We start from the raw sequence: 13,406 nt of genomic DNA, 5'->3' as shown, positions 1-13,406 counted from the left end.
AATAGACTGAAAAATCAATATTTTAACAAACAAAAAAAGACAACAATATATGTATTGTTGTTTTCATTACGTCTACCCACTCTTTTGTTTTTTTCTATCTGGTTTACTTGAAACTAAATAATGTTTTTCTGAAATATATAAGTCTCTTTTTAAGCTACGATTTAAGTAAGGTCCTAATTTCATTCCACATATGAGACGATCTTCGCTACCTTCAACAATTGGGAACATTTCTTTTTCTGTTACGTATTGATCTACTGCTTTTTGTACGACATCAATTTCTTTCACTAGGTTTAAATTTTCTGCTGTATGTTCAAATACCTCAAGCGTTTCCTTCGTTATGAGAAAAACATTTGTTGGAAATGCAGGTAAATATGGTTTTAACAAATCATAATTTACTGTATAATCATCATTTACTAATACTGTATAAACGATATTAGCATTCGTTTCTAAAAACTGAGCCATCGCTTGTTCTAATTCATCTTTCGTAATTTCCCGCTCTTCTTTTCCAGTTCTGAAAAAGCGAAACATCGCATCGCCTCCTTTTTACTATATTATAGCATAAAAGAAAACTGAAAAATCATAAAAAAACCCATTGAAATAATTTTTCAATGGGTTTCTATATATTTATCGTTATTTTAAGAATGCACTTAGCATCCATACATGCTGTTCTAATGTTGTATGAATTGCTAACAGCATGTCAGCTGATGTTTCATCGCCAGCTTCACCCGCAACTTCCATACCTTCTTTTAATTCTCGAATAAGTGCAGAATAATCATTCACTAATGTTTGCACCATTTCTTCTGCAGATTCTTTGCTTGTCCCTTCGCTGACACTAGATGTTGCGAGATATTCTTTCATTGTCGCTAATGGTTTACCTTCTAAAGCTAAAATACGTTCTGCTAACTCATCAATATACGTTCCAGCCTCATTATAAAACTCTTCAAATTTCTCATGTAATGTAAAGAAGTGTGGCCCTGTCACATACCAGTGATAATTATGTAGTTTAACATATAACACATTCCAGTTTGCTACCTGCTTGTTTAATACTTCAACAACATTTGTTTTCGTACTCATACAATCACTCCTCTTATCATTTTGTAATGTTTATCTTTTAATAACTTAATTACATTTTACCATACATTCCCTTTCCTTTCGAACAATTGGCTTATATGTAACAAAGTTTTAACACCTTTAATGCTTCCCTAATATCATTTAATTCATGTATTTTTTCAAACACTTCATACGTCTAATTGTCCAAGCTCATACATATGCATAATAGTACATCAAGCTCATCATAGTAGAAAGAGGGATAACATGGACAATCAACAATGGCAAGTAGCAAAGAAAGTAGCTGCTACTTATATCGGAACTGTCGTTGGAGCTGGATTTGCTACTGGACGAGAAATTGTTGAATTTTTCACAGTGAATGGATTATACGGGACAATTGGCATATGTGTAAGTGGATTTTTTTTTATTTGGCTTGGCACAAAGATGATGTTACTTTCATCACAAATCGGGGCATTTTCAGCGCAAGAATTTAACAAATATTTATTTGGGGATGTATTTGGGAATGTTGTAAACACATTATTATTACTCGTTTTATTCGGCGTAACGAGCGTTATGTTATCAGGGGCTGGTGCAGTATTTGAAGAGCAACTTCGCTTACCAAGACAACTCGGTATTCTCATTACAGTTATCGCTTGTCTCATTATAAGTAGCCGCGGGTTACAAGGTGTTTTTGAAGTAAATACACTTGTCGTACCTATTATGATGATTTTTATTATAGGACTTGCTATTACAACCTTTTTTCACGGTACACCTCCTATTAATAACACTATTCCTGCAGAGAGCTGGAATATGAAATGGATTACTAGCCCTATTACATATGTCGCCTTAAACCTTTCTCTCGCCCAAAGTGTTCTCGTCCCATTAGCCAGTGAAGTAAAGGATCGAAAAGCCATTTTTTGGGGTGGGATTTTAGGTGGTGCTGGACTTTCTTTAATTTTATTATGCAGCCATTTAGCAATCTTATCAGTCGATCAATTTTATCAATATAACATCCCAATGGCTGAAGTCATAAGAAGATTTAATGCAACTTTTCACTTCTTCTTCGTCCTCATTATTTTCGGTGAAGTTTTCACAACTTTAGTTGGTAATGTGTTCGGAATGACAAAACAGATGCAATCTATTACTGGGTGGAAGAATCACAATATTATTTTCTTCATTTTACTAATTAGTTATTGCTTTAGTTACATCGGTTACAGTGACTTACTTCACATTCTATATCCTATCATCGGATGGGTAAGTATTGTTATACTTCCAATCATTGCGTTTAAACAACTTCAAAAAACATAAAAAAGCATCCATGTTATTGGATGCTTTTTTATGTTCATTCACAATCATCACATACTTCCCAGTACAGTCCCATTTCTAATGCTAAATACGGCTTTAACTGCAACCGAATCATTCGACTAGGCATGCGTTCTAAAACAAATTGAATACCTTCTTCATCTTCGTCTAATTCAACTTTTGAAATCGTAATTTTTTGCATAGTCGTAATGGGAATTCCATCTTTATATAAAGTGATTTTCACCTCATCGTATTCATTAAAATACAATTCGACACTCATTTGATTTTTCAGTATTTCATCACCAATTTTAAATGTATCATTTTGTTCTTGGATTATATATTTCCATCCGCCTCTATCTTCTTTCGGAGCTGTTTGAAATAATGTCTCCAAATCCTCGTATAGCATAAGATAACCCCTCTCTTACTAAAAAACGATGAGTATTTTATATACCCTTTATCTCTATCACTATCCATAGCTATTGTACCATATATCACCGTTCTTACCGTATTCATTTGCTTCATACACTCTTATAAGTTCAAATAACGACAGACTTTAATCCATGCAAATATTGTCTACTCTCCGCTTTTATTAGCTCACAGCATTCACAACTTTTACATATAGTAAGACTACCACAAATAAAAAAGGAGAGTGACTTATACCACTCCCCTTAAAAGAACTTCCCTATAGCTGCTAAAACTAATACGATTATTAAAATTGCAAATAATAATGAGACAATGAAACTAAAAATAGGTAACGCTTTCTTTTCATTTTTCTTAAATAGTAACTTTAAACTAAGAAAAATATTTACTGGTACAAGTATAAAATAAAAATATTTAACAATTTGCACCGAGCTATTCGAAAGTGTTTTTAATATAAACACTTCAATTAGAAAAACAATAAAAAATGAAATACTTAGCCAAAATGAGACGTAACTAAGCCAAGAATGTCTTTTTGTCCCCCAATACACTCCCATAATACTCTCCTTTTATTTGTATTCTATAGGTTAATAATTATACACAAAGCTAACAAATACCTCTATTTTTCGACAAATATTATACAAAATACCATTTTAAACGTCATAAAGGAAGTTTACATCTCCATTTGATTTTACATAATAAAACAGACTACCCTCTAGTGTCATAATGCTACTAGGGGTAGTCTGTTCTTTATTAAACTTTAAATCTCTCAATTAATACTTGCAACTCTTCAGCCATTTGAGATAGCGTACCCGCCGCTGATCCAATTTCCTCCATCGAAGCTAGCTGTTCTTCAGCTGAAGCCGCAACATTTTGTGTGCTTGTCGCATTATTTTGTGCTGTCATTGCAATTTGTCCTACTGAAATAGATACTTCATTTGCCCCTTTTGACATTCCATTAGCCGTTTCAACCATCGTCTTAATTTGATTAGCTATTTCATTTGTAGATTGTAAAATTTCAGCAAAATTTTGCTTCGTTTCATTTGCAATAACAAGTCCAGATTGAACTTCTTCATTTACATGATTCATTGATTTGACTGTCTTACCCATATCGTCTTGTATTTCGCCTATTAATTTACTAATTTCACTGGAAGATATGCTAGACTGCTCTGCCAATTTACGTACTTCATCTGCAACAATTGCAAAACCTCTTCCATGTTCACCAGCTCTTGCAGCTTCAATTGCCGCATTTAAAGCTAGAAGATTTGTTTGATCTGCAATGTTTTGAATTACTTCTAATATATCACCAATTTGTTTTGATTTATTATTTAATAACTGTATAACAGCATCTGATTGTGAAACCGATTCTGCAATAGACTGCATCTGGTTTACTGTTCTTCCTACTAGTTTCCCACCATCTTCTGCTTTTTCACGAGTATGAGCAGAAGCGATATTAATAGATGATGAACTATTTGCTACATGCTGAATTCCTTCCGTTACATCAAACAGTAACATAGCACCATTTTCTACACTTGTTGTTTGCGTCGTTGCCCCACTTGATATTTCATCCATTGCTGTTGTAATTTGCTCAGTTGCTTCACTCGCTTGTCTTACACTTGCAGTTAGTTCTTCTGATGCTGCTGCAACATGTCCTGCCGAAGTGTTAATCCTTCCAATTAACGTCCGTAATGAATTTGTCATCTCGTTAAAACCTTTCGCAAGTTGACCAATTTCATCATTAGAATGAATTTCAATTGTTTGCGTTAAATCCCCTTCACTTATTTCTTTAGAAGTGATAACTAATCTCTTTAAAGGCTTCGTAATTGAAAGTGTCACAAAATAAATAAGTACTCCACCTACTACTAACGAAATAAGCATAACAATTAACATATTATAAAATACAGGTTGAGCAGCTTCAATTACTTCAGTTGCGTACATCGTCCCACCAATTTTCCAACCTGTTTTTACGTTTGTAGCAAATACCATATTCTTTTCACTACCACCATAAGAATATGTAAAAGCACCATGATTATCTTCATAAATTTTCTTTGCCCAAGAATCAGCTGCTTTATCCCCTGATTTTTCTTGTGGATGAGCAATGATTTTTTGCTTTCCATCTAAAATGAAGGCATATCCTTTTTTACCAATATTGATTAACTTTGTTGTTTTTAATAAATTGTCTAAACTTAAATCTAGCGCAACAACCCCATTTTTATCTTCTGTTTGTTTTGCAATCGTTACGACAATATGTCCATTTCCTTTTGCCTTATATGGCTCGCTAACAACAATACCACCTTGTTTTGCCACTGCATCTTTATACCAAGGTCGTGTTGTTGGATCATAATCTGCTGCCATTTGTATATTTGGTTCCTGTACAAATTTCTTATCATTACCGGCAACATACACTTGTTCAACATCTATATTCAAATTGATATACTGAGATAATGTCTTTCTTAGCTCATCCTGATTATCCCCTTGATACATATTCCCTTGAATTACTCGTGCAAAGTTATTCACATCGTTAAATTTTGCTTCAATCATTTGATTGATTAAATTATCTAATATTTTTATATTATCGTTAGCACTACTCGTAATTTGTGATTCAAAATTCTTTTTAGCAGTTTGATAAGACATGCCCCCGATTATAGAAACGGCTGCAATTAAAATTACAAAGAATGAAATTAATAGCTTTTTTGCTACTTTCATATCACGAAACAAATTTAATAGTTTACCCATTATGAACCTCCTAATTTTCAAATTTAAAAGTTAAATTGAGTTAATTATGAATATTTCCCATTCCTTAATTATTATTTTCATAACCTATTATGGTGAATACTTTGTAAAGTTTAAACAATTAATTTCCCTTTGTCTATATATATGAATAATATTATTATAAAATTTACAAATAGAAAAAACCAAAGGGGCCCCTTTGGTTTTTACATTTTTTTATGTTGTTTAGAAATTTTCTTCCATTTATCACGCTCTGCTCTGGCAAGGATGGCATCTTGTTTCCTCATAAAATACGCCAGTTCTCTTTGTAATTTTTTATAGCTTTTCAAACGATCTATCGTAATAAGTCCGTTTTCAATTGCACTATACACCGCGCATCCTGGTTCATTCTCATGCTTACAATCACGGAAACGACATGTTGTCGCAAGTTCTTCAATATCAGAGAATGCTGTTTGAATCGCTTCGCTGCCTTCCCAAAGTTGCAATTCCCTCATGCCAGGCGTATCAATAACGAGAGCGCCACTAGGCAATTGGAATAATTCTCGATGCGTTGTCGTATGCCTCCCCCTACTATCCTCTTCACGTATATCTCCCGTTTTTGCTACATCAATTCCTATTAAAGCATTTAACAAAGTTGACTTTCCTACCCCTGATGATCCAACTAAAGCAATTGTTTTCCCTGAAGAAACGAATTGTTTCAACGAATCTATACCTGTATGCTCTAAACTATCAACAACGAAAATAGGAACACCAATTGCTATAGCTTCCGTTTCTACAATTTTCTCTTCCACATCATTACATATACTACTCTTTGTTAAAACAATAACTGGCATAGCGCCGCTTTCATACGCTAATAATAAATAACGTTCCATCCTTCTAACATTAAAATCATGATTAAGTGCATTCACTAAAAATAAATAATCTACATTTGCTGCTATAATCTGTTCTTCTGTTCTTGTTCCAGCCTCTTGTCTTGAGAAAGAGCTTCTTCGCTGGAAAATACGATGAATAATCGCTTTCTTTTCATCTTCTAATTTCTTTATATACACCCAATCACCAACTGCTGGATAATCGCCTTTCGTAACCGCTTCATGCCGAAACTTCCCAGACAGTTCTGCCATATATTCACCATCATTACAAATAATGCGATATATATGCTTATGCTCAAGTAAAATACGACCTACTTCATAATTTTTCTCTGTAACTTGTTCTTCAAAAAATGAATCCCAGCCGAAAGATTCTAAAATATTTTGATTCAAATAAATATCCTCCCTAGTTTGTACTAAGTGGAAGGATTGCGAATTACCTTATATAATATCGCCCTTTCCATCCACCTTTGTATTTGGTTGATTATTCATATAAGTTATTTTCGCCATAATACATCACCCCGTTCTTATTTTAATTATTCTCATTATATGGAATTCTCCTATAAAAAGCTACATTATTTTACGTAATTTTCAAATAACTTTTTTTGAGCATTCTAATTTGTCCTCGATGACTAATTTCATCTTCTAGCACATGAAACCATAGATAGTGCTGGTTATATGCTACACCGTTAGGCCACTTTCTTTCTGACATGAGCCACTCATCACCTTGTTCACTTAAATACTTCAGAGATTCTTCTCGAACACTTTGTAGAAGTTGTACATAATATTGTATTTCATGACCACGGATTGCTCTACCCGCTTCCCCTAAATACAGTGCATCTTCCCATATTTCTAATTCTTCTTTTGTAAAGTCACGATCTTGAAATGAAATAAGCTGATGAACTTTTTCAATAGCTGCTATATGCTTTAATAAGGCGCCAATTGAATTTCCGCTGCTTTGCATAATTAAATCTAATTGCTCAACTGATAAATTTTTACTTCGCCTAATGTTACAGCTCTCGTATGCTCAAGCAGGCTTACTAATTCCCCTATTTTTTTGTATAACCATCTACACTTCTTATTCGATAATCTATATTCATATCACGCACCCCTTTCTGCATTCATATTATTGTAAAAATGATTCATATAATAGACTGAAATCTATCTAAATTTTCTGTTATAATTAATTTGAATACAAAATATACCCAAACAAACTTTCTCAATATGCTTATATGAAATATTAAAAGGAATCAATATAAAATAATCGAATCTTATTCACTAAAAGGAGTGGATTCGATGGAAATGTATCAATGGCTAACCGCTGTTCTCGTTGGTGGCATTACCGGCTTCGTTTCCCATCTAATCAATAACCAAGGTAAGTTATTGCTTCCACGCCGTTTGAAAACATTTTTTCATTTTGGATTTTTAACTGATATTTTTACTGGTAGCCTAGCCGCACTTCTTGGGCTCGTTTTATTCGATGTCACCGCAATAAAAGAAATTATAAAAGTATCCATTGTAACTGCTATTTCCGGTCAAACTTTTTTACTACATCAAGCTCTTGGTGGCGAACAGGCTAAAAATACGCAAATTGGGAAAGCTGATGAGAAGATTCAAGAAATTGACAAATTATTGCGACGTTAGTGTATACTTTCTTTTAAAATTATTGTTATAATGAGAAATAAATATTTTCTATTGCGTCGTTTGTCAGGAGAAAGGGTGTTTCGTATGACAAAAAAGAAAATAGAAGATTTCTTAACAAACTCCGAAAAAGAGGAACTGCTAGAAAACTATAAATGTTTACGAGAAGCCCGCACAAAAAGCGAAGCTAACTATTTTGGCGAAGCAGTAAACCATCTATTAAATAAAGCAAAACAACGAATTATAAAAGATGCAGGTATACATGATGAAAATGCTGCAACTGTTCAATCAAAGAGAAAAGCACTGTTTTAGCTACATTAGCTAAAACAGTGCTTTTTATTTAGAATTTTTTTCTTTCCAATGCTATATTCTCTCTGCCTTTATCTTTCCATTTTTACAGTTTCAAAAGTCATCTAGACCTAAAGATCAACCTAATAATATTAGTCCACGCAAACCATTTTAATAATAGATAAAATAATTGAACTAGTAATGCTACAAACTAAATAAGTTTATTAAATCGCTTCTTTTAAATCTGAATGCGGATTTGGTCCGTATTGATTGTCATTTTCTTCACTTTCAATGATAAAAAATACAAGTAAAACAATGCTACCAAACGGTACAAAATTTAATAGTTGCCACCATCCCGTTTTCCCAATATCATGTAATCGTCGTGCACCAACCGAAAAACTTGGTATAATCATTACTAACATAAATAGCAACGCAATAATAGCAACTAACACCTCTGAAAATGATGATAAAAATAACAGTAGCCAAAAAATTACGATATTGGATAAACTAAAAATCCAGTACTCTTTTCGCGTAGCTCTACCACTAAAATCCCCATAATTCTTTAGAGCTTTCAAATACCATTGCATTTAAACCTCTCCCTTTTATCCCCAATAAAATTAAAATATGTAATTATTAACAGATAAGTAGAAATATAACACAATATTTATGTAAAATCCATATCCCCATCTAAATTGCCCTCTATTTAAATAGTTTTTCCTTCGGCATTTTTCACATTACTTTCACATCTATTTCACAAATATAAGTAGTCCGATATGCTAAACTAAGTATATCCTTTTCCAAGGAACTATATGCCGATATATAAATCCCTATCTTTATAGGGATTTTTATTTTTTGATTCCTCATAACTTTGTTACAATACATTTCTTCTACTATCTCTATACTTTTAGTAACCACTTTAATTAAAAGCACATTCATGTATTCACACTCTTATTAATTCTGATTTGCGAAATATTTATACAAGCTTTATGATGCAATTCCTGTTTCACTATTTTCAGTAAGTTTTTCACTTTTTCTAAACAAAAATAAAGCTCCTATATATAGTAACGCAGTAAAACTACCTATAAGTATAAAATTGTGAGATATTGCAAATAACATTCCAGCTATTGCCGCACCAATCATTTGACCAATGTACATAGAAGCATTTGCAAGCGCGGCTCCTGTTCCTCTTGCTACACTAGACATGTTTTGTAAGTGCCTCATCATTAATACAAACAAAATTCCTGTCACAAAAAATAAAGCAAAGAACAATAACTCCACCAATACAATGTTCTTTACATGAGGAAGTAATACATATAGCACTGCTGTAAATATAATTCCACCATAGAAAGAAAGGTTATAACCAATTTTATTTACGATTCTAGGACCAAAAATATTACCAATTAAATTTCCTAATCCTAATACGAGCATAGCTGTACCTACTTCATGAACTTGTAAGCCAAATTGAATGGAAAGCCATACACCAAAAAATGAAAATGCAGCAAAATTTCCGGTTTGAAAAACAAAGTATGCAAAATAAGAAAGTGAAACCTTTGAATCTGTAAGTAATTGTTTATAACGCTGTAAAATCGCTTTTTTATTTCCACCTATATGAACCGACTGTATTTCTGGTAATACAACATAAATAAGAATGACAAGTAGTGCTGATAATATACCAATGAAATAGAATGGAATTGTATAATGTATCGTTGCTAAATAAGCTCCCAGTGGCAGCCCTAAAATTTGAGAGATTGATACCCCTGCTGTTGCAACCCCAATTGCTTTCACAATTTGCTTCTTCTCTATAAGGAGCGGAATAGATGCCCACACTTGTGGAGATACAAAAGCTGCACTTACACCTGCTAAAAATCTAAATGTTAGCATCCATAAAAAACTCGGTGCAATTCCACAAAAAAACGTACTTATTGCAAAAAAACTCATACCTAGTACCATTACTTTTTTTCTGTTTAATCCATCTGATATAGGACCAGCCACAAGCGCAAATCCAGCATACCCTAAAGCATACGAACTCACCATCCATCCTGACAACTCAGTTGAAACATGATACACCTGTTGCAATGTCGGCAACAGTGGTGAAATTAAGAAAGTATCTGTACCGATCATAAACATTATCATAAAAAATACAGCTAGTACTCTGTTCATTTAGACCTTCTCCTTATATAAACAGAGGGTACTCTCCCTCTGTTTAACTAATCTTCTAAAATAGATTGGATTTCTTTCATGACTCTTTCATTCAATGCAACATCTACCGCTTTCACACTTTCTCTTACCTGCTCTGCCCGCTTTCCACCAGGTATAACAGTATCAATCCCTTCTTTATTTAATAACCATGCTAACGCTAAATGAGACACTTCAATATCATTTTCTTTAGCTAGCCCTTTTAACTTATTCACTTTCTTAAAATTACTCTTATATGTATTTTCTTCAAATAGATTTACATTTTGACGCCAATCGACTTCATTTAATTTAAAATCTTCTGTATATTTTCCGCCTAATATTCCAAAAGCAAGAGGCCCATATGGAATAAATGAAATACCCGCTTCTATACAATACGGCAACAGTTCTTCCTCAGCTGTACGTTCTAACATATTGTATGGAGATTGTACAACATCTATATGACCATGTTGATTCGCCTCTTTTAATTGTTCTATGTTTACGTTCGATATTCCAATTGAACGAATTTTCCCTTCTTCTTTTAAATGAGTAAGCTCTCCGATTGAATCTATGTAACTTGTTTCAGGATTTGTAAAATGTAAATAATATAAATCAATATAATCAGTCTGTAATCTTCTTAAGCTATTTTCCACCGCATTCCTTAAATAACTTGGTTCATTGTTAATATAAGTTTCTCCATTTAACAACGGTTGAATTCCACCTTTTGTAGCAAGTATAAACTCATGACGTTTTCCCTTTAATACTTCTCCTACTAATTCCTCTGATCTACCGAAACCATATGAATCTGCTGTATCAAAAAATGTAATCCCTTGCTGAATAGCTTCTTCTACTAATCGCTTTCCTTCTTCTTCATTCACATCAGCATATAAATTATGTCCCCCTACTGCATTTGTACCTAAACCCAACTTTGAAATATTTAATCCTGCCTTTTGCAATTTTGTATACTTCATTTTTTCTCCCCCTATATTTCTATTGTTCGAATATATTCAAACAATAGAAATATACCACTTTATATGTTATAGTGCAAATATCTTAACTTATACAAGTAGGTGAAATATGCGTACACTCTATCATCCAAATCGAGAAGAAATTCAATTTTCTTCTGTCTTATATGCACTTAGCGATCAAATTCGTTTACAAATTGTAAATATGTTACTAGAGAAAAATGAACAATCTTGTGGTGCTTTAAACATCCCTGTTGCAAAATCAACTTTATCTCACCATTTCAAAGTTTTACGTGAGTCAGGTGTTATGTACACGCGCCTTGAAGGAACACAACGTTTCATTTCAATTCGTGAAGAAGATTTAAATGCTAGATTCCCAGGTTTATTACAAGTTATATTACATGCGACAGAGCCATATTAAAAAACATCTCATATGAATATGAGATGTTTTTTAATATGGCTATTCTTTTAATAAATCTATTAATCCATTCCCTTCAGATGTACGTTCGTACCCTAAAGGTACAGTTCTTTTAATGAGTTGTGCATATATTTCCGGCTCCGATAACTTTCGACCGTATTCTTTCTCACACTGTTTAATGAGCAAGGCGAGCGCTCCAGCAACATGCGGCGTCGCCATGGAAGTTCCACTTAACACAGCATATTTTCCTTCTGGATACGTAGATAATATTTCATCACCTGGCGCTACTAGATCAATTTCTTGATTTGAATTACTAAAACATGCAATCTTCCGCTCTAAATTAACGGCACCAACTTCAATTACCTCGGAGTACGCACCCGGAAAGTCTAGTTCCTCTGTTTCATCATCGCAATCTCCATTATTTCCAGCAGCACATACAACGAGAACATCCTGCTTTACCGCATTTTGAATTGCTTCATGTAATTCTGGAACATCTTGCGGACCACCAAGTGACATTGAAATAATTCTCACTTTCTCTTGATTCGGCCCTCTCCAATTTACAGCATAATGAATTGCCTCAATAATTTGCTCATAACTTCCAGAACCATCTCCCGCTAAAACTTTTAATACTAACATTTTAGCAAGTGGTGCAACTCCTAATACACCGACACCATTTTCAGTCGCGGCAATCGTTCCCGCAACATGAGTACCATGTCCGTTATTATCAAGATACACATTTGGATCAGCTTCATAATCTTTTGTGAAATTTCTTCCGCCGATAATACGATTTTTTAAATCTATATGATTAGTATCACACCCTGTATCTAATACGGCAACGACTACATCTTGCCCCTTCACACTCTTTTCCCATACTTGCGGAGCGTGAATCAGTTGTACACCTGGTGGAATTTCATTTACTTGTTCTACCACCTTATTTACGGTAAACGGAATCAATTGTATACCTTTTTGTTTATTCACTGTACTACTCATCGTAATCCCTCCTGAAAATGTATTATTTTCATTTCAGACCACTTTTGAATACGTGTAAATGTAACATTCGTTTTATTCTTTTTGTTTTCCTTCTTTTCAAATATTTCTCAACATCATTTACTACCTCTATAATACTTCTTTATTTTCCCTATGATTTGTAGGAAGTAACAACCCGAGTCGTTCAACTAATAACCAAAATAAGAGGACCAATTAATGGTCCTCTTACAGTCTTTTAAAAGAATGATATGTAATTTGAAAAATAATATAAATTAAGACTAAACCTCACTCTTGTTTAAAAACTTTTCTATTTCTTTTACTAAATATTCCGCTCCCTCTATACCAACTGTAATATTTCCATTTGCTAATGTAATATTCTGCCCTGAAACATCACCTGTGATTTGGCAAGCATTGTAAGGTTGATATTTTTGTAAAATGATTTTATCTGCTTCTACAAAAATTTCAAGCGGTGATTTGATTTGTATTCCCAATACATCGCGTAATTCTTTAGGGATAACAATTCGTCCTAATTCGTCTACTTTTCGAATAACTCCTGTTGCTTTCATATTTCTC

Annotated in this window: 16 protein-coding genes and 2 pseudogenes; 4 read left to right on the top strand and 14 right to left on the bottom strand. The window is 33.3% G+C overall.

All coding sequences use genetic code 11. The annotated features are described in order from the left end of the window. Window positions 1-72: 72 nt before the first annotated feature. Together NST86_RS09870 and NST86_RS09865 are read right to left on the bottom strand one after the other, a co-directional pair. Window positions 73-528 (bottom strand): DUF3939 domain-containing protein, encoded by a 456-nt coding sequence (locus NST86_RS09870; RefSeq protein ID WP_000488206.1) that lies wholly within the window; start codon window positions 526-528, stop codon window positions 73-75. A gap of 102 nt (window positions 529-630) precedes the next feature. Then, window positions 631-1,074, bottom strand: a complete 444-nt coding sequence (locus NST86_RS09865; protein ID WP_086424333.1) for a Dps family protein — start codon at window positions 1,072-1,074, stop codon at window positions 631-633. 240 nt (window positions 1,075-1,314) lie between these two features. On the opposite strand from NST86_RS09865, the gene NST86_RS09860 reads away from it, so the two are divergent. Next, window positions 1,315-2,355, top strand: coding sequence for a YkvI family membrane protein (locus NST86_RS09860; protein WP_000370203.1), 1,041 nt, complete (start codon window positions 1,315-1,317; stop codon window positions 2,353-2,355). A 34-nt stretch (window positions 2,356-2,389) separates the two neighbouring features. On the opposite strand, the gene NST86_RS09855 is transcribed toward NST86_RS09860, so the two are convergent. The 6 genes and pseudogenes from NST86_RS09855 to NST86_RS09835 form a co-directional block, all read right to left on the bottom strand. Continuing rightward, window positions 2,390-2,755, bottom strand: a complete 366-nt coding sequence (locus NST86_RS09855) for a DUF3979 family protein (protein WP_016117642.1) — start codon at window positions 2,753-2,755, stop codon at window positions 2,390-2,392. 262 nt (window positions 2,756-3,017) lie between these two features. Continuing rightward, window positions 3,018-3,323, bottom strand: coding sequence for a hypothetical protein (locus tag NST86_RS09850; RefSeq protein WP_000539571.1), 306 nt, complete (start codon window positions 3,321-3,323; stop codon window positions 3,018-3,020). Between the two features lie 196 nt (window positions 3,324-3,519). Continuing rightward, entirely contained in the window at window positions 3,520-4,338 is an 819-nt protein-coding gene (locus NST86_RS34845) for a methyl-accepting chemotaxis protein (protein ID WP_408732993.1), read from the bottom strand. Window positions 4,339-4,461: 123 nt separating this feature from the next. After that, window positions 4,462-5,400 (bottom strand): annotated as a pseudogene (locus tag NST86_RS34840) (HAMP domain-containing protein); the annotation flags it as partial. 302 nt (window positions 5,401-5,702) lie between these two features. Then, window positions 5,703-6,755 carry a ribosome small subunit-dependent GTPase A gene (gene rsgA, locus NST86_RS09840; protein WP_001073077.1) on the bottom strand — a complete coding sequence of 351 codons (1,053 nt, stop codon included), beginning with the start codon at window positions 6,753-6,755 and terminating at the stop codon, window positions 5,703-5,705. A 182-nt stretch (window positions 6,756-6,937) separates the two neighbouring features. Further along, a pseudogene (locus NST86_RS09835) lies at window positions 6,938-7,462 on the bottom strand (DinB family protein). Window positions 7,463-7,658: 196 nt separating this feature from the next. Here NST86_RS09835 and NST86_RS09830 point away from each other — a divergent pair. Both NST86_RS09830 and NST86_RS09825 read left to right on the top strand, forming a co-directional pair. Next, complete coding sequence (locus tag NST86_RS09830; RefSeq protein WP_000426317.1) at window positions 7,659-8,006, top strand: DUF4257 domain-containing protein; 348 nt, start codon at window positions 7,659-7,661, stop codon at window positions 8,004-8,006. Window positions 8,007-8,090: 84 nt separating this feature from the next. Then, on the top strand, window positions 8,091-8,315 hold the full coding sequence (locus tag NST86_RS09825; protein WP_000162602.1) for a hypothetical protein: 225 nt from the start codon (window positions 8,091-8,093) through the stop codon (window positions 8,313-8,315). Window positions 8,316-8,515: 200 nt separating this feature from the next. Here NST86_RS09825 and NST86_RS09820 read toward each other — a convergent pair whose 3' ends face one another. The 4 genes from NST86_RS09820 to NST86_RS09805 form a co-directional block, all read right to left on the bottom strand. Beyond that, window positions 8,516-8,878, bottom strand: a complete 363-nt coding sequence (locus NST86_RS09820; protein ID WP_087968004.1) for a DUF805 domain-containing protein — start codon at window positions 8,876-8,878, stop codon at window positions 8,516-8,518. A gap of 142 nt (window positions 8,879-9,020) precedes the next feature. Next, the gene (locus NST86_RS09815; RefSeq protein ID WP_001101741.1) at window positions 9,021-9,227 is read right to left on the bottom strand and encodes a hypothetical protein; all 207 of its coding nucleotides are present in this window, start codon (window positions 9,225-9,227) and stop codon (window positions 9,021-9,023) included. 48 nt (window positions 9,228-9,275) lie between these two features. Continuing rightward, a complete protein-coding gene (locus tag NST86_RS09810) occupies window positions 9,276-10,451 on the bottom strand; it encodes an MFS transporter (RefSeq protein WP_016117640.1) in 1,176 nt (391 codons plus the stop codon). A 47-nt stretch (window positions 10,452-10,498) separates the two neighbouring features. Next, window positions 10,499-11,434: an aldo/keto reductase gene (locus tag NST86_RS09805; RefSeq protein WP_016117639.1), complete on the bottom strand. Its 936-nt coding sequence runs from the start codon at window positions 11,432-11,434 to the stop codon at window positions 10,499-10,501. A gap of 106 nt (window positions 11,435-11,540) precedes the next feature. Between NST86_RS09805 and NST86_RS09800 the strand changes: the two genes are divergently transcribed. After that, window positions 11,541-11,849 (top strand): ArsR/SmtB family transcription factor, encoded by a 309-nt coding sequence (locus NST86_RS09800; protein ID WP_016117638.1) that lies wholly within the window; start codon window positions 11,541-11,543, stop codon window positions 11,847-11,849. Window positions 11,850-11,888: 39 nt separating this feature from the next. Here NST86_RS09800 and NST86_RS09795 read toward each other — a convergent pair whose 3' ends face one another. Both NST86_RS09795 and NST86_RS09790 read right to left on the bottom strand, forming a co-directional pair. Then, window positions 11,889-12,836 (bottom strand): serine protease, encoded by a 948-nt coding sequence (locus tag NST86_RS09795; protein ID WP_227593126.1) that lies wholly within the window; start codon window positions 12,834-12,836, stop codon window positions 11,889-11,891. A gap of 275 nt (window positions 12,837-13,111) precedes the next feature. Further along, a complete protein-coding gene (locus NST86_RS09790) occupies window positions 13,112-13,399 on the bottom strand; it encodes an AbrB/MazE/SpoVT family DNA-binding domain-containing protein (RefSeq protein WP_000648325.1) in 288 nt (95 codons plus the stop codon). Between the last annotated feature and the right edge of the window lie 7 nt (window positions 13,400-13,406).

The sequence above is a fragment of the Bacillus sp. FSL L8-0199 genome (genome assembly GCF_038005705.1).
GTDB lineage: Bacteria > Bacillota > Bacilli > Bacillales > Bacillaceae_G > Bacillus_A > Bacillus_A cereus.
This window is presented reverse-complemented; position numbering and strand designations above follow the sequence as displayed.